Source organism: Methylopila jiangsuensis, assembly GCF_027922305.1.
In the GTDB taxonomy this organism is placed as follows: domain Bacteria; phylum Pseudomonadota; class Alphaproteobacteria; order Rhizobiales; family Methylopilaceae; genus Methylopila; species Methylopila jiangsuensis.
Map to the genome: position 1 here is coordinate 512,971 of NZ_BSFK01000016.1, position 15,010 is coordinate 527,980.

Genomic DNA, 15,010 nt, shown 5'->3' on the forward strand with positions numbered 1-15,010 from the left:
GGTCAGCGCCTCCCGAGGATGCGGTCGAGGTCGAGCTTCGACAGCGCCACCAGCGACAGCGCGCTGACGATGGCGGTCAGCAGCAGCGCCAGCGCCGAGCCGAGCGGCCAGTTCTGGGCGAAGGTGAAGGCGATCTCGATGTCGTGGGTGATGACGATCACCGACTGGCCGCCGAGCACCTTGGACTCCGCCACCGCCCCCACCGCCAGCACGAAGGTCAGCAGCAGCCCGATCAGGATGCCGGGCATGGCGAGCGGCAGCTCCACCTCGCGCCAGATCATCAGCCGCGAGGCGCCCAGGTCGCGCGCCGCCTCCACCAGATCGCGCGGCACCATGGCGAGGCCGAGCGTCATGGGAAACAGCATGAACGGCAGGTAGACGTAGAGCATGCCGAACAGGATCATGCCCGGCGTGTAGAGCACCTCGGGGCCGCTCAGCCCGATCAGCTTCAGCGTCCCGTCCAGCACGCCGTTCTTGAGGAAGAACAGCGTCCAGCCGTAAAGCCGCACGTTCTCGGACACGAACAGCGGGAACACGAACAGCACGCTGACGAAGCCGGCGTAGCGGCCGAACACCCGCGTCAGCCCCCAGGCGATGGGATAGGCGATCACCGCGAGCAGGGCGGCGGTGGCGGCGGCGAGGCCGATCGACCAGACGAAGGAGGTCCACACCGTGTTCGACGGGTCGAACACCGCCGCGAAATTCGCGAAGGTGAACGACCGGAACACGTCGAAGGTCTTGGGCGTCGCGAAGGCGTAGGCCGCGACGGTGGCGAGCGGCGCCAGAAAGCCGAGCGCCAGCGTGACGCCCACCGGCAGGGCGGCCAGCGCCCCGCGGGACAGGCGGAAGGGTTTTCGCGGCGCGGCGGCCGAAGCCTCCGTCCCGGCCGCGGCGGAGGAGCGCATCGCGACGTCGCTCATGCCAGAGGCGCCACGATGGCGTCGCGGGCGTCCCAGCCGATGGTCGCGGCCTGCCCCGGCTCGCCGCGCCAGGCCTTGGCGCGGGACAGCTCCAGCAGATAGGTCTTCGCGCCGGCCCGCACTTGGTACTGGATGCGGGAGCCGAGGGCGTATTCGTTGAACACCTCCCCCGTCAGCCGGTTGTCGGCGTCGCCGTCCACGAAGCGCAGGAATTCGGGCCGCACCACCACGGCCACGGCGTCGGCGCCTTCAAGCTCCGGCGGCGGAATGAGCTTGAGTTCGCCAATGCCCTCCGCCCGCCAGACGCCGCCTGCGCGCCGGGCCTCGATCACGTTCACCTCGCCCATGAACTCGGCGACGAAGCGGGTGGCGGGGCGGGAATAGATCTCCTCCGGCGCGCCCACCTGCACCAGCCGGCCGGCCTGCATCACCCCGATGCGGTCCGACATCACCATGGCCTCCTCCAGGCTGTGGGTGATGTAGACGAAGGTCTTCCCGCTCGCCCGGTGCAGGTCCTTCAGCTCCTTCTCCATCACCTTGCGGAGCTTGTAGTCGAGGGCCGAGAGCGGCTCGTCGAAGAACAGGATCTCCGGATCGTGCGACAGCGCCCGGGCGATCGCGACCCGCTGCCGCTCGCCGCCGGAGCACTGCATGACGTTCTTGCCGTAGTAGCTGCGGGGCAGGCGCACCAGATCGAGCAGCGCCAGCGCGCGCTCCTTGCGGGCGCCGGCCGCCACGCCCTTGGCTTTCAGCGGAAACTCGATGTTGGCGCCGACCGTCATGTGCGGGAACAGCGCCAGCGACTGGAACACGAGGCAGGTGGGGCGCTCGCTCGAGGGCGTGTCGTTGATGCGCACGCCCCGCAGCGACAGCACGCCCTCGCTCGGCGCCTCCATGCCGGCGAGCATGCGCAGCAGCGTGGTCTTGCCGGAGCCGGACGGCCCGACGAGGGTGAGGAACTCGCCCTCGCGGATGTCGAGGTCGATCCCGTCCACGGCGGCGAAGCTCCCGAAGGTCTTGCGCACGCCCACGAGCTGCAGGATCGGCTTCGCGTCGGCGGCGGGCGGAACGGGCGCAGGCGTCGCGGGCGCGGCGGGAAGCGCGGTGGCGGTCGCCGTCATGGCGTGACCCTCATGCTGGAAAAGCCATCGTTCTCCGGCCCGCGCCCGGACGGAGCGGGCCGGATGCGTCGCGCGGGCGCGCGTCAGCCCTTGGCGCGCTTGGCGGCGGTCATCAGCTCCAGCGCCTTGTCGTAATCCGGCACGATGTCGTATTCGGCGCAGCGGGCCATGTCGGCCTCCAGCGTGTCGTACTGGATGGCGTCGAGCTCCTCCTTGGTGAAGAGGTCGAAGCAGGCCTTGTTCCCCATCTGCGCCACGGGGTTGAAGGTGCCCTCGGCGAAGGCCACCGTGTGCGCCACCTTCGGGTCCTGCACGTATTTCAGGAAGTCGACCGCCAGCGGCGACAGCGCGGGGTTGTTCACGGTCGAGGTGATCTCGATCCAGGCCACGCCGCCCTTGCCGTCGATCGGGCCCTTGAGCGGCGTCACCGCCCGCAGGTTCGGATGGCCGTCGGCGCGGGCGGGGGAGACCGAGTAGACGCCGCCGGTGAAGTGGAAGTCGATCTCGCCCGAGACCAGGGCCTGGTTCATGGCGGCGATGTCGCCGACCAGCTTGGCGCCCGAGAAGATCATCCTGGCGGCGGCGGCGAACTTCTCCATGTCCGCGTCGCTGTGGGCCTTGAACGGGTTGATGCCGGCGACGAGAAACACGTCGAACACGTTCCAGTCGTCGGATTCGAGGATGCCGTATTTGCCCTTGACCGCGGGATCGTTGAACAGGTCCCAGCCCTGCTCCTCCGCGGTCTTGAGGCTGATCTTGTCGGTGTTCACCACGAAGCTGTAGGGGCCGTAGCGCTGGGGCATGCCCAGCAGGTCCTTGCCGTCGTCGCTCATGGCCCAGCGGTAGGGCGCCTTGAATTCAGGCGCCATGGTCGCGAAGAAAGGCTCGAACTCGTCCTTCGCCAGCGGCCGGATCAGGCCCTCCGGATACATGGCCTTGCGGGCCCACGGGTTGTTGACGTTGATCAGGTCCCACACCTTGGTCTCGCCGGCCCGCAGCCGGTTGATCATGGTGGGGTCGTTGGTGAGGCTCTCGGCCTTCACGGTGGCGCCGCGGGCGCTGCGGAACGGGTCCAGCACCTGGGCCGAGTTGTAGCCCTCCCAGCACAGGATGTTCAGCTCCTTGTCCCTCGCGGCGAGCGCGGGAAGCGCGCCCGCGAAGGGCGCGGCGGCGGCGGTCGCGCCCATGAGCTTCAAGGCGTTGCGACGGGTCATCATGGTCATGCGAAATCCCCTCGAACGGCGCCGCGCGCGGCGGCCCATATGAACGCCGACGTTGCAAGTCGGTCATTATCTGAGGGGATTATCGCCGACTTTGTTGGGTTTACAACATCCGTTTTTTAGGCATGCTTGCTTTGGAAGCATGCAGGCCGCAGGCTTGCGTCCGAGAACAACAGGGGATCGGCATGGCGTTGGAACAGCGGCGCGTCGCCATCGTGACGGGCGGCAGCAAGGGCATCGGCAAGGGCATCGCGCGCGGCTTCGCCACGGCCGGCTACAGCGTGCTGGTGGTGTCGCGCAACCTCGCGGAGGCCGAGGCGGTCGCGGCCGAGATCGGCGGCGGGGCGTCGGGCCTCGCGGCCGACGTGGCGACCGGGGAGGGGACAAAGGCCATGGCGGCCGCGGCGCTGGAGCGTTACGGGGCCATCGACGCGCTCTGCGCCAACGCCGGCGCCTTCCCGGCGGCGAAGCTCGCCGACATGACCGAGGCCGATTTCGACTCCGTCATGACCACCAACCTCAAGAGCACGTTCCTGTCGGTGCAGGCGTGCCTACCGGCGCTGAAGGCTTCGGGCCGGGGCCGCGTGGTGCTGACCTCGTCCATCACCGGGCCGATCACCGGCTATCCGGGCTGGTCCCATTACGGGGCGAGCAAGGCCGGCCAGCTCGGCTTCATGCGCACCGCCGCGATCGAGCTGGCGCCGTTCGGGATCACCGTCAACGCCGTCATGCCCGGCAACATCATGACCGAGGGCCTCGACGGCATGGGCCAGGACTATCTGGACAAGATGGCGGCCTCGATCCCCATGAAGCGCCTCGGCTCCGTGGACGACATCGCCGGCGCCGCGCTCTACTTCGCCAGCGACGCGGCGGCCTACGTCACCGGCCAGACCCTCGTGGTGGACGGCGGCCAGGTGCTGCCCGAAAGCCTCGGCGCGCTGGAGGCGATGGAGGGCTGAGCGGAGCGCTCGGCGCCTCGCCCTTCCCCTTGCGGGGAGGGGCGCGGCGCCTTTCTGGAAAGCGCAGAAGCGCTCAGGGCAAGCAAGCCGTCATGCCGGCGCATGCCGGGCATCCATGACTGTGGCGGTCTCAGACGCTTGAGCGTTCAAGTCGTGGAGGTCCGATGACCAAGCTCGGGCATGACGACGCGACGGAGTTTCGGACGGACCCTCAGATCTCGTGCCCGCGCTTGCGCATCTCCTCGCGCAGGCGCTTGATCACGTCCTGGCTCATCTGCCGGCTCCAGGCGTTGGTCTTCTCGTAGCTCTCCTGCAGCACGCTCGGCAGCGTGGTGACGAGCTTCTTGCCGGTGGGCGTCTCGTAGAACGCTTTGATCTCCTTCAGCTCGTCCTCGCTGAAGCGGGCGGCGTAGACCGAGGCCACGTCGTCGAGCAGCTTGTCCCGGCGCTGCTCGAACTCGGGCAGCAGCGTCTTGATCACCTCGTCGAAGTCCTTGGACAGCTCGGGCCGGGTGCGCAGGAAGGTGCGCTTGGCCTCGTCCAGGAAGATCGGGGCGATGCCGTCGAAGCTCGCCGCGGCGCCGGAGGCGGCGATCACCTCGCGGGCGAGCGCCACCTTCGGGTCGCCCGCCTGCTGGGCGAAGCCCGCGGCGGGAACGAGGGCGAGCGCGAGGCCCGCCGCGGCGGCGGCGCGGCGCAGGGTCACGGCGAGGGTCATGCGAATCTCCGGGCGTTGGCGGCGGCCGAGGCGGGGCTCGCCTCCAGCGTCGTGACCCCGTCGGGGCCGGCGATCAGGGCGAGGTCGGCGAGGCCGATGAACAGGCCATGCTCCACCACGCCGGGGATGGCGGACAGCGCGGCCGCCAGCTCCTCCGGGCGGTCGATGCGGCCGAAATGGCCGTCGAGGATGGTGTGCCCGCTGTCGGTGACGATGGGGCACTCGTCCTCGGCGCGGCGGATCTCGATCTTGCCGGAGAGGCCGAGCCGGGCGGCGGCGCGCTCCACGGCGCGGCGGGTGGCCTCCTTGCCGAAGGGCACCACTTCGATCGGCAGCGGGAAGGCGCCCAGCGTCGGAACCTGCTTCTTGGCGTCGGCGATCACGATCATGCGGCGGCTGGCGAAGGCCACGATTTTCTCGCGCAGCAGCGCCGCGCCGCCGCCCTTGATCAGGCGCAGCTCCGGGTCCACCTCGTCCGCGCCGTCGACGGTGAGGTCGAGCTCGGGCGTGTCCTTCAGCGTGGTCAGCGGCACGCCGACCCGCTCCGCCAGCTCCCGGGTCGCCTCGGAGGTGGGCACGCCCACCACGTCGAGGCCCTCCGCCACCCGCGCGCCCAGCAGCTCCACGAACAGGGCGGCGGTGGAGCCGGTGCCGAGGCCGAGCTTCATGCCGGGTTGCACATGCGCGAGCGCGGCTTCGGCCGCGGCGCGTTTGTAGTCGTCGGTGCTCAAGATGATCCTGCCTTTGTCAGCCGGCGAGGCCGGCCACGAGGAGATATTTGATGTCCACGAACTCGTCCACGCCGCGCTGGGAGCCTTCGCGCCCCTGGCCGCTTTCCTTGACGCCGCCGAACGGCGCGATTTCCGACGAGATGAGTCCTGAATTGATGCCGACCATGCCGTATTCAAGCGCTTCGCCCACGCGGAATATCCGCCCCACGTCGCGCGCATAGAAGTAGGCGGCGAGGCCGTACTCGGTGGCGTTGGCGTAAGCCACCGCTTCGTCTTCGGTGTCGAAGCGGAACAGCGGCGCCACCGGGCCGAAGATTTCTTCCCGGGCGATCGCCATGTCCTGGGTCAGGCCGGCGAGCACCGTGGGCTCGAAGAAGGTGCCGCCGAGGGCGTGGCGCTTGCCGCCGGTGAGCGCCGTCGCGCCCTTGTCCGTGGCGTCGGCGATCAGGCGCTCCACCTTGTCCACCGCCTTGTCCGTGATCAGCGGCCCCTGGGTCACGCCGTCGTCGACGCCGTGGCCGACCTTCAGCTTGGCGACCGCGGCCACCAGCTTCTCCGCGAAGGCGTCGTAGACGCCGGACTGCACGTAGATGCGGTTCGCGCAGACGCAGGTCTGGCCCATGTTGCGGTACTTGGAGACCATCGCGCCCTCGACCGCCGCGTCCAGATCGGCGTCGTCGAACACGATGAAGGGGGCGTTGCCGCCAAGCTCCAGCGCCACGCGCTTCACCGTGCCGGCGGACTGGCGCATCAGCTCCTTGCCGACCGGAGTGGAGCCGGTGAAGGACACCACCCGCACCGCCGGATGGGAGGTGAACACCGCGCCGATGGGCTTGGCGTCGCCGGTGACGATGTTGATCACGCCCGCGGGGAAGCCCGCCTGCTCGGCGAGCTTCGCCAGCGCCAGCGCGGTGAGCGGCGTCTCCATGGCGGGCTTCACCGCCACCGTGCAGCCGGCGGCGAGCGCCGGGGCGCATTTGCGGGTGATCATGGCCGCGGGGAAGTTCCACGGCGTGATGGCCGCCACCACGCCCACCGGCTGGCGCAGCACCAGCACGCGGGCGTCCGCCCGGTGGCTCGGCAGCGTGTCGCCGTTGATGCGCTTGGCCTCCTCCGCGAAGAACTCCACGAAGGAGGCGGCGTAGTCGATTTCGCCCCTGGCCTCCGCCAGCGGCTTGCCCTGCTCCCGCGACATGATGCGGGCGAGGTCGTCCCTGTTGGCGAGGATGAGGTCGAACCAGCGGCGCAGAAGCGCCGAGCGCTCCTTGGCGAGCTTCGCCGCCCAGGGCTTGAACGCGCGGGCGGCCGCCTCCACCGCCGCGGTCGCGGCGTCCGCGCCGAGGTTCGGCACATGGGCCAGGGTCTCGCCGGTGGCGGGATCCGTGACCGCGACGTCGCCGTCGCCGATCCAGCGTCCGTCCACATAGGCGCGGGCGACGAGAAGCGACGGGTCCTTGAGGCCGTCCATGGCGATGGACCTCCTGTTGAGCGTTTTGAACCGCTTAAAACACAGGCGGTCTAACACGGCGACGGGCGGGGCGTTAAGACCCCGGCGCCGGAGGCGTCACCGCGCCGGCGGGGTGCAGACCGTCTGTTCGCCCAGCACGTAGCACACGCTCATGGCGCCGGAGCGTCGGTCGACGCGGTAGACGCCCGCCTCCTTGGCGTGGTTGGTGGCGACCAGATCATAGGCGCCGGCCTCCTGCGCGCCCGCGCCCTCGCCGGCGGGGAAGCACAGCGTCACGCCCACCGAGCCGTCCTTCACGGCGTACTGGCAGGCGCCCACCTCGCCGGTCTCCCGGTTGACGCGGAACACCCGGTTCAGGTCGTGATGGGGCGCGGCGAGGAAGGCGAACTCCTCCGCCGCGGCCGGGACGGCCACGAGCAGGAGCGCGAACGGAGCGAGCAGTCGGGCGGCGGGCATGGGGCGTCTCCGGCGAAGAGGCGAATCGCCGGTCAGCCTAGCGTTCCCGGCGGCCGCGTCACCCCTCGGCGGCGAGGGTCTCGTCGAGCGCCTCCAGCAGCCGGTCGGCGTGGGACGTCTCGAACACCAGCGGCGGGCGGATCTTCAGCACGGCGCCATAGATCCCCGCCGCGCCGATCAGGATGCGCCGGTCGCGCAGGCCGTTGATGACGCGGCTGGTCAGGCCGGCGTCCGGGCGGCCGGCGTCGTCGGCGAACTCCACGCCGAGATAAAGCCCCGCGCCGCGCGCGGCCCGGATGGCGGGATGGCGGGACTTCAGGCTCTCCAGCCCGGCGAGCAGATGGCGCCCGACCGCGCCGGCCTGCGCCGTCAGCCCGCGCTCCTCGATCTCGTCCAGCACCGCGAGCGCCGCGGCGGAGGCGACCGGGTTGCCGCCGAAGGTGTTGAAGTAGCCCACGCTGTCGGCGAAGCCCTGCAGCAGCGCCTCCCGCGCCACCACGCCGCCGACGGGGATGCCGTTGCCCATGGGCTTGCCCATGGTGACCACGTCCGGCGTGATCCCGTGGCGTTGGAAGCCCCACATGTGGGCGCCCGTCCGGCCGAAGCCCGGCTGCACCTCGTCGGCGATCACGAGGCCGCCCGCCGCATGGGCGGCGTCCGCCGCAGGCTTCAGGAAGCCGGCGGGCTCCGCCGCCACGCCGTCGCTGGAGAAGATCGTGTCCACCAGCAGGCCCGCGAAGCCGTGGCCGCTCGCCTTGAGGCTGGCGATCGCGGCCTCGAGGTCGGCGGTGAAGCGTTCGGCCGCCGCCGCGTCGCCCGCGAGGGGCGCCGGGATCGCCCGCACATGAGGGGCGAGCGGCTTGCCCGGCCGGGAGGAGGGCGACACCTCCGCCACCGCCGTGGTGTTGCCGTGGTAGGCGCCCTCCGTCACCACGAAGCCCGACCGGCCGGTGGCGATGGCGGCGAGCCTGAGCGCCACGTCGTTGCTCTCGCTGCCGGTGCAGGTGAACACCGCGCGGTAGTCGTCCCGCTCGGGGAAGGTGGCGAGCAGGCGCTCGGCGTAGGTGTGGACCACGTCGTAGAGGTAGCGGGTGTGGATGTTCAGCGTCGCCGCCTGTTCGGCCACGGCCCGCACCACGCGCGGGTTGCAGTGCCCCACCGAGGGCACGTTGTTGTAGACGTCGAGGTAGCGGGTCCCGTCGGCGGTCTCCAGCCACACGCCCTCGCCGCGCGCCACATGCAGGGGGCGCTCGTAGAACAGCACGGAGGTGGGGCCGAAGGTGCGCCGCCGGCGCGCCACCAGCGCCGCGGTCTCGGGGTCGAGCCGGGCGGCGTCGCCGTCGCCGAAGGCGTTGAGGGCGAGGATCTTGCGGCTCGCGGCGGCGGTCATAGGGCGGCGCTCCGGGCGAGGTGGCGCTCGGCGAGCGCCACCGTGCCATGGGTGTAGGGAACGCCCATGGCCTGGGCGGTGGGGGTCTCGGCGTGGCTCGCGATCCACGCGGTGAGCTGCATCCGGCGCAGCATCAGGAAGCTGGGCAGCATGGCGACCGCCGCCGGATCCACGGGGGCGACCGAGGCGTAGCCCTCGAGCCAGGCCGCCTGCAGCTCGGGAATGAACGGCTCGTGCTCCATGAAGCTGACCGCCGCCGCGAAATCGTAGAAGAACCAGCAGAAGCCGCAGTCGTCGAAGTCGATCACCGCCAGGTTCTCGCCGTCCACCAGCAGGTTGGCGGGGCGCAGGTCCGCATGGATCAGGCCGAAGGTCTCCGGCGTCGCGCCATAGGCCGCGACCTCGTCGCGCAGGAGCGTCTCCGTCTTTTCCAGCGTGGCGAGGCCTTCGGCGTCGAGGCCGAGCGCCGCCCGCCAGTCGCCCCAGAACGGCCGCGTTCCGATCAGGGCGTCGAAGTCCCAGGTCTTGCGCGCGAAGCCCTCCGGGCGCGTCCAGCGCTTCGCATGGCCGTGCAGCCGGGCGGTGACGGCGCCGAGCGTGCGGTACTGCCCGGCGAGGTCCGCCCCCGGCTCCGGCTCCCGGCCCTTCACGAAGGAGAAGCCCACCACATGGCGGGTGGCGCCGTCGTCGTCGAAGGCGCCCAGCAGGTCGCCGTTGGCGAGCCGAAGCGGGGCCGGCGTCTCCGCCACGCCGTGGGCGCGCAGCGCCTCCAGCCAGTCGAGCTCGGAGGCGATCTCGTAGCGGGTGTGGTAGTCCGGGCGGTGGACCCGGAACACGGTGGGCGCGCCCGGCGTGTCGGCGAGGAAGGTGGCGTTCTCGGAGATGGTGAGCAGCTTGAGCGGCGTCTCGGGCGACAGGTCCCACAGCGGCAGCGACGCGCTGAGCCGCGCCTCGAGCCGGTTCAGAAAGCTGTCGTCATACATGCGCCGCCCCCGATGCGTGGAGGCGCGAGCATCCCATGCGTTTGTGGAAGATGCAACATTTCAATGTGCGACTTCCAACAGATGCGCGTCAGGCCAGCGCCACCTCCACCTGCCGGCGCTCCAGCGCGGCGGCGAGCGCGCCGCTGGGGGGCGCGTCTGTGACGAGCACGCCAAGCTCCCGCCATGTGGCGTAGCGGGCCGGGAACATCTGATCGAACTTGGAGCGGTCGGCGACCACCATGGTCGTGGCCGCGCGGGAGGCGATGGCGCCGTAGACGGCCGCCGGCTCCAGCAGCGCGTCGGTGGCGCCCTCCTCGGTCAGGCCGCTGGCGCCGACGATGGCGAGATCGGCGGAGAACTCGTTGAAGAAGCGCGTGGTCAGCGCGCCGACCGTGGCGCCTTCGCTGGCGAGATAGGCGCCCGGCGCCATGATCACGGTGATGGTGGGGTTGATGGCGAGCACGGTCGCCACCGCGAAGGAGTGGGTCAGCACGGTCAGCCCCTTGTGCTCGGCGGCGATGCGGCGCGCCACATGGGTGGTGGTGGCGCCCGAGCCGATCATCAGCAGCGCGCCCGGCGTCACCCGCGCGGAGGCGGTGCGGGCGATGCGTTCGCGCTCGGCCACGAACAGGCCGTGGCGCTGGCCGATCGCCGGCTCGGCGCCCGGGGCTCGCACCGCGCCGCCATAGGTGCGATTGATCAGCCGCCGCCGGGTCAGCTCGTCGAGATCGCGGCGGATGGTTTCGGTGGAGACGCCCATCCGCTCCGCCAGATCGGCCACGCGAAGGCTGGGCTGTTCCGTGATCTGAGCGAGAATGTCGGCGTGGCGGGCGGACTTGGAGGATTTCATGCGGGCCGTTTCGATGGCGCGGCGGGAGAGCGCGGCGTGAGGGCAGGGCGTCACGATAGCACGGCGGCGCGCCGTGGCTGAGGCCGGGGCTCCGGTCTGCGACGACGCGGGCGAACTGTTCGCGCTGCGCTGCGCGCCGCCGTGGCTGACGCTCGACTTCCCCACGCCGCAGTCGTTCCTGAGCTGGGCGCCGGCGCGGCCCGGCTTCCAGACCGGAACCCGCGTGGCCTGGCTCGAGGTGCGCAACGCCGACCTGCCGCCGGAGGTCGATCCGCTGGCGCTGCTCGCCGCGCGGCTTCAGGCGGAGGGCCTGTCCGAGGCGGTGGCGATGATGACCTCGCGCGACATCGCCTGCTGGCGGCGCGCGGCCGTCCGGTTTGGAGCCGTGACGGCGGACTGCGTGGCGACGGTCGGGCTCGGCAACGCGGTCCATGTGGGTCGGGCGGCGGGGGGACGGGCGTCCGGCTACGGCACCATCAACCTGCTCGCCGCGGTCTCCGCGCCGCTGTCGCCCGCCGCCCGCATCGAGGCGCTGTCGATCGCCAGCGAAGCCCGCACCGCCGCGGTGATGGAGGCCGGCTGGCGGCTGCCCACGGGCCTCGCCACCGGCACCGGCACCGACTGCGTGGTGGTGGCGGCGCCGGATCGGCCCGAAGGGGAGGAGAGTTTCGCGGGTCTGCACACCGAGGTGGGGCAGGCGCTGGGCGCTGCGGTCCACGCCGCCGTGCTCAAGGGCGCCCGCGACTGGATCGCAGAGCGCGGCGACCGGGGCGTTCCGACCACGCCGTGGTGAGGTTCCGGCGCAAGCCGTCATGCCCGGCGCATGCCGGGCATGACGGCTTCGGAGGTCAAGCCGCTGCGAGGTTCAAGTCGTGGATGCTCGAGACAAGCTCGGGCATGACGTCTTGCCCGCGTTCAGCCCGCGATGCGGTCGAAGTCGGCGACGGCGCGGGTGGCGCGGCGCAGGCGGGCGAGCAGCGCCAGACGGTTGGCGCGTAAGCTCGGCTCCGGCGCGTTGACCATGATGCCGTCGAAGAAGGCGTCCACCTCCGGCCGCAGCTTCGCCAGCGCGGCGGTGGCGGCGGGGAAGTCTTCCGCCGCGAGCGCCGCGGCCGCCGCCGGCTCCGCCGCATCCAGTGCGGCGGACAGCGCGGCCTCGGCCGGTTCCGCGAACAGCGCCGGGTCGGGCGCGGCCTCGAAGGCGCCGGCGCCGTCCTTCTTCTCCTCGGCCTTCAGGATGTTGGCCGCGCGGCGATAGCCCGCCAGCAGGTTCTTCCCGTCGTCGGTGGCGAGCAGCGTCTCCAGCGCCTCCACCCGGCGCACGATCAGCACGAGGTCGTCGTTCTCCCCTTCACCTCTCCCCGCCGGGGAGAGGTCGGCCCGCAGGGCCGGGCGAGGGGGCTGAACGGCGTCCGGAGAGGGCTCAAGCCCCCTCACCCGCCCGGCTTCGCCGGTCGACCTCTCCCCGCCGGGGAGAGGTGAAACGGCGCTCGCTGCGAACACGGCGTCGACCAGATCGGGCCGCTTGCCCTGCTCGCGAAGCTGGACCTTCAGGCGATCCGCGAGGAAGGCGAGGAGGTCGGGCTGCACTGCGTCAGCGACAAGATCGAAGGCCTGTAAGGTTCTGTGATTGTTGTTGCGAGAAATGATAATCTCGTCAGGCTCTTGTGGATCAGCTAAGCCTTGAAGCGCGAAGCGTACAAGCTTGCCAAGCCCAACCCGCCGCCCGTTCTCCAGAATGATCCGCACCACGCCGAGCGCCGCCCGCCTCAGCGCGTAGGGGTCCTTGCTGCCGGTGGGCTTCTCGTCGATGGCCCAGAAGCCCACGAGCGTGTCGATCTTGTCGGCGAGCGCCACCGCGATCGAGACCGGGGCTACGGGCAAGCGGTCGGACGGGCCCTGGGGCTTGTAGTGCTCCTCCAGCGCCGCGGCGATCTCCGGGTCGAGGCCTTCGGCCGTGGCGTAGTAGCGGCCCATCAGGCCCTGAAGCTCGGGGAACTCGCCCACCATCTCGGTGACGAGGTCGGCCTTGGCGAGGCGGGCGGCGGTCTCGGCCTTGGCCGGATCGGCGCCCACCAGCGGGGCGAGCTCCTTCGCCAGCCGGGCGATGCGCTCCACCCGCTCATACTGGGTGCCGAGCTTGGCGTGGAAGGTGATGGCCTTCAGCTTCTCCAGCCGGTCTTCGAGCCTGGTCTTCTTGTCGGTCTCCCAGAAGAAGCGGGCGTCGGAGAGCCGCGCCCGCACCACGCGCTCGTTGCCGTGGACGATGGCGGCGCCGCCGTCGGTCGCGTCCAGATTGGCCACCAGGATGAAGCGGTTGGTCAGCCGGCCCGTGGCCGGGTCCTTCAGCACGAAGCACTTCTGGTTGGCGCGGATGGTGGCGCGGATCACCTCGTCCGGCACCTCGAGGAACTCGGCCTCGAACTGGCCCATCAGCGTCACCGGCCATTCCACGAGGCCGGCCACCTCCTCCACCAGCGCCTCGTCCTCGACCAGCTCGAGGTTCTGGGCGTTGGCGAGGGTGCGGGCGTCGGCGCGGATGATGTCCCGGCGGCGTTCGGCGTCCAGCACCACATGGGCCTTTTCGAGGCTCGTCACGTAGTCGTCGAAGCGCTTGACGCGGATCTCGCCCGGCGCATGCACCCGGTGGCCGCGGGTGACGTCGCCGGAGGCGATCCCGTCCACCTCGAAGCGGATCACCTCGGGCTCGTCCTGCGGCGTTCCGAAGGTGGCGACGATGGCGTGCAGCGGCCGCACCCAGCGCAGGGAGCCTGCGCCCCAGCGCATGGACTTCGGCCATGGGAAGGCGCGGATGACGGCGGGCACGATCTCGGCGATCACCTCGGTGGTGGGGGCGCCGTGCCTGTGGATGCGGGCGACGTAGAAATCGCCCTTGGGGTCGGACTGCACCGTGGCCTCGTCGATGGAGGCGAGGCCGGCGGCCTTCAGGAAGCCTTCGAGCGCCTTGGCCGGCGCGCCCACGCGCGGCCCCTTGCGCTCCTCGCGCCGGTCGGGCTGGCGGGCGGCGAGGCCGCCGACGGCCAGCGTCAGGCGGCGCGGGGTGACGAAGGCCTTGGCGCTCTCGTAGGTCAGGCCGCGCTCCACCAGCGCGTTGGTGACGAGCGCCTTCAGGTCGTCGGCGGCGCGCCCCTGCATCCGGGCCGGGATTTCTTCGGAGAACAGCTCGAGCAGAAGATCAGGCATGAGGCGCCGCAGGTCTGTGCCGCGCCGGAAAGAGCGGCGCGGTCCGTGGGTTCGGAACGTCCGGCCGTCGATAGTCCAAAGCGCGCCCCGACGCCAGCGGGGGAGGCGCGGGGGCCGGGTCCCGGATGCGGAAACGCCCGCCGGTGAGGGCGGGCGCGGAACGTGGGGAAGGGGGCGTTGGGGCCTCAGCCGCCGCGCAGGCCTTCGGCCAGATTGCGGTTGATGCGGATCAGCGCCGTCATCTGCTCGGGCGCCGGGCGCAGCTCGATGGCGGCGCAGCGGTCCAGCACGAACATGGCGATCTTCTTGATGTTGGTCTTGGTGTCCGCGTCGAGCGGGTTTTCCTTGCGCAGCACCGAGCTCAGGAACACCGTCCAGAGCTTGCGGTTGAACAGCGCGGCCTCGCGGGCGGCGGAGCGGTCGAAGCTCTCGGCGGCCTGCACCGCGGCGAACCGGGCGGCCGCCCTCAACAGCAGCTGGGCCTCCCGCTCACGCGGGTTCGCCGTCTGTTGAGCCATCCTCGCGTAGGCGTGCGCTCCGCTCTGCATGCTCAAAGATTCCCTTTTCGTGGGCCACGAGATTACGCGCCTCTCGAAAAGCCTTGTAAAGCGCTCCCGTTAAAACGTGGTTATTGATCCTATCAATGATCGGAAGCATGCTTGGCGCCGCGGTTGCCGCGTCGCGGGTTAATTTGGTGTAAATTTTACTGACCTTGTCAATCGAGCCTGAAATATACATCATCTGCACCGCGTAATAGATGCGCTTCGCGGGCGTGTCGGCGTCCTTTTCCTGCAAGATATCGCGCTCGCGCAGGACCGGATCCGAACCGTCGATCAGAAGCTGCGTGCGCGTGGCGCCGTTGGTCACGACCGAGCGGCCGATGACGATCCGCTCTCCGGGCTTCAACTCCACCTTCAGCGTCATGGCGCGTTCCTTGAGCGTGGGCTTGCGGCGTTCCTGAAACGACGATGCGGCGCACCGGGCGCCGCA

At 70.7% G+C, this 15,010-nt stretch carries 15 protein-coding genes; 2 read left to right on the forward strand and 13 right to left on the reverse strand.

The window, feature by feature from the left end:
* Nucleotides 1–2: 2 nt before the first annotated feature.
* From PKE85_RS15265 to PKE85_RS15275, 3 genes are all read right to left on the reverse strand, one after another.
* Nucleotides 3–920, reverse strand: a complete 918-nt coding sequence (locus tag PKE85_RS15265) for an ABC transporter permease (protein ID WP_271205622.1) — start codon at nt 918–920, stop codon at nt 3–5.
* Nucleotides 917–2,041: an ABC transporter ATP-binding protein gene (locus PKE85_RS15270; RefSeq protein WP_271205624.1), complete on the reverse strand. Its 1,125-nt coding sequence runs from the start codon at nt 2,039–2,041 to the stop codon at nt 917–919. Before PKE85_RS15270 ends, PKE85_RS15265 begins: the two co-directional genes overlap by 4 nt.
* A gap of 83 nt (nt 2,042–2,124) precedes the next feature.
* Nucleotides 2,125–3,264, reverse strand: a complete 1,140-nt coding sequence (locus PKE85_RS15275) for an ABC transporter substrate-binding protein (RefSeq protein WP_271205625.1) — start codon at nt 3,262–3,264, stop codon at nt 2,125–2,127.
* A 182-nt stretch (nt 3,265–3,446) separates the two neighbouring features.
* On the opposite strand from PKE85_RS15275, the gene fabG reads away from it, so the two are divergent.
* On the forward strand, nt 3,447–4,220 hold the full coding sequence (fabG, locus tag PKE85_RS15280) for a 3-oxoacyl-ACP reductase FabG (RefSeq protein ID WP_428981364.1): 774 nt from the start codon (nt 3,447–3,449) through the stop codon (nt 4,218–4,220).
* Between the two features lie 211 nt (nt 4,221–4,431).
* Here the strand turns inward: fabG and PKE85_RS15285 are convergent, their stop codons facing one another.
* The 7 genes from PKE85_RS15285 to PKE85_RS15315 all read right to left on the reverse strand — a co-directional run bounded on the left by PKE85_RS15285 (nt 4,432) and on the right by PKE85_RS15315 (nt 10,816).
* Nucleotides 4,432–4,938 carry a DUF2059 domain-containing protein gene (locus tag PKE85_RS15285; RefSeq protein ID WP_271205626.1) on the reverse strand — a complete coding sequence of 169 codons (507 nt, stop codon included), beginning with the start codon at nt 4,936–4,938 and terminating at the stop codon, nt 4,432–4,434.
* Entirely contained in the window at nt 4,935–5,669 is a 735-nt protein-coding gene (gene rpiA, locus PKE85_RS15290) for a ribose-5-phosphate isomerase RpiA (RefSeq protein WP_271205627.1), read from the reverse strand. Before rpiA ends, PKE85_RS15285 begins: the two co-directional genes overlap by 4 nt.
* Before the next feature lie 16 nt (nt 5,670–5,685).
* A complete protein-coding gene (locus tag PKE85_RS15295) occupies nt 5,686–7,137 on the reverse strand; it encodes an NAD-dependent succinate-semialdehyde dehydrogenase (protein ID WP_271205628.1) in 1,452 nt (483 codons plus the stop codon).
* Nucleotides 7,138–7,233: 96 nt separating this feature from the next.
* Nucleotides 7,234–7,593: a hypothetical protein gene (locus tag PKE85_RS15300; RefSeq protein ID WP_271205629.1), complete on the reverse strand. Its 360-nt coding sequence runs from the start codon at nt 7,591–7,593 to the stop codon at nt 7,234–7,236.
* A 58-nt stretch (nt 7,594–7,651) separates the two neighbouring features.
* Nucleotides 7,652–8,983 (reverse strand): aspartate aminotransferase family protein, encoded by a 1,332-nt coding sequence (locus PKE85_RS15305; protein WP_271205630.1) that lies wholly within the window; start codon nt 8,981–8,983, stop codon nt 7,652–7,654.
* Nucleotides 8,980–9,966 (reverse strand): phosphotransferase enzyme family protein, encoded by a 987-nt coding sequence (locus tag PKE85_RS15310; RefSeq protein ID WP_271205631.1) that lies wholly within the window; start codon nt 9,964–9,966, stop codon nt 8,980–8,982. The genes PKE85_RS15305 and PKE85_RS15310 overlap by 4 nt, the downstream gene beginning before the upstream one ends.
* An 88-nt stretch (nt 9,967–10,054) precedes the next feature.
* A complete protein-coding gene (locus tag PKE85_RS15315; protein WP_271205632.1) occupies nt 10,055–10,816 on the reverse strand; it encodes a DeoR/GlpR family DNA-binding transcription regulator in 762 nt (253 codons plus the stop codon).
* Nucleotides 10,817–10,889: 73 nt separating this feature from the next.
* On the opposite strand from PKE85_RS15315, the gene PKE85_RS15320 reads away from it, so the two are divergent.
* Nucleotides 10,890–11,609 carry an adenosylcobinamide amidohydrolase gene (locus PKE85_RS15320; protein ID WP_271205633.1) on the forward strand — a complete coding sequence of 240 codons (720 nt, stop codon included), beginning with the start codon at nt 10,890–10,892 and terminating at the stop codon, nt 11,607–11,609.
* 122 nt (nt 11,610–11,731) lie between these two features.
* Here the strand turns inward: PKE85_RS15320 and glyS are convergent, their stop codons facing one another.
* The 3 genes from glyS to PKE85_RS15335 all read right to left on the reverse strand — a co-directional run bounded on the left by glyS (nt 11,732) and on the right by PKE85_RS15335 (nt 14,944).
* A complete protein-coding gene (gene glyS / locus PKE85_RS15325; RefSeq protein ID WP_271205634.1) occupies nt 11,732–14,020 on the reverse strand; it encodes a glycine--tRNA ligase subunit beta in 2,289 nt (762 codons plus the stop codon).
* A 185-nt stretch (nt 14,021–14,205) separates the two neighbouring features.
* A complete protein-coding gene (locus PKE85_RS15330; protein WP_271205635.1) occupies nt 14,206–14,538 on the reverse strand; it encodes a flagellar biosynthesis regulator FlaF in 333 nt (110 codons plus the stop codon).
* Nucleotides 14,510–14,944, reverse strand: coding sequence for a flagellar biosynthesis repressor FlbT (locus PKE85_RS15335; protein WP_271205636.1), 435 nt, complete (start codon nt 14,942–14,944; stop codon nt 14,510–14,512). Before PKE85_RS15335 ends, PKE85_RS15330 begins: the two co-directional genes overlap by 29 nt.
* Nucleotides 14,945–15,010: the final 66 nt, after the last annotated feature.

What these genes read in the sequence shown, in the direction of transcription:
- PKE85_RS15265 (WP_271205622.1), bottom strand. Translation starts at nt 920, where the DNA reads ATGAGCGACGTCGCGATGCGCTCCTCCGCCGCGGCCGGGACGGAGGCT.
- PKE85_RS15270 (WP_271205624.1), bottom strand. Translation starts at nt 2,041, where the DNA reads ATGACGGCGACCGCCACCGCGCTTCCCGCCGCGCCCGCGACGCCTGCG.
- PKE85_RS15275 (WP_271205625.1), bottom strand. Translation starts at nt 3,264, where the DNA reads ATGACCATGATGACCCGTCGCAACGCCTTGAAGCTCATGGGCGCGACC.
- fabG (WP_428981364.1), top strand. Translation starts at nt 3,447, where the DNA reads ATGGCGTTGGAACAGCGGCGCGTCGCCATCGTGACGGGCGGCAGCAAG.
- PKE85_RS15285 (WP_271205626.1), bottom strand. Translation starts at nt 4,938, where the DNA reads ATGACCCTCGCCGTGACCCTGCGCCGCGCCGCCGCCGCGGCGGGCCTC.
- PKE85_RS15295 (WP_271205628.1), bottom strand. Translation starts at nt 7,137, where the DNA reads ATGGACGGCCTCAAGGACCCGTCGCTTCTCGTCGCCCGCGCCTATGTG.
- PKE85_RS15300 (WP_271205629.1), bottom strand. Translation starts at nt 7,593, where the DNA reads ATGCCCGCCGCCCGACTGCTCGCTCCGTTCGCGCTCCTGCTCGTGGCC.
- PKE85_RS15305 (WP_271205630.1), bottom strand. Translation starts at nt 8,983, where the DNA reads ATGACCGCCGCCGCGAGCCGCAAGATCCTCGCCCTCAACGCCTTCGGC.
- PKE85_RS15310 (WP_271205631.1), bottom strand. Translation starts at nt 9,966, where the DNA reads ATGTATGACGACAGCTTTCTGAACCGGCTCGAGGCGCGGCTCAGCGCG.
- PKE85_RS15315 (WP_271205632.1), bottom strand. Translation starts at nt 10,816, where the DNA reads ATGAAATCCTCCAAGTCCGCCCGCCACGCCGACATTCTCGCTCAGATC.
- glyS (WP_271205634.1), bottom strand. Translation starts at nt 14,020, where the DNA reads ATGCCTGATCTTCTGCTCGAGCTGTTCTCCGAAGAAATCCCGGCCCGG.
- PKE85_RS15330 (WP_271205635.1), bottom strand. Translation starts at nt 14,538, where the DNA reads ATGGCTCAACAGACGGCGAACCCGCGTGAGCGGGAGGCCCAGCTGCTG.
- PKE85_RS15335 (WP_271205636.1), bottom strand. Translation starts at nt 14,944, where the DNA reads ATGACGCTGAAGGTGGAGTTGAAGCCCGGAGAGCGGATCGTCATCGGC.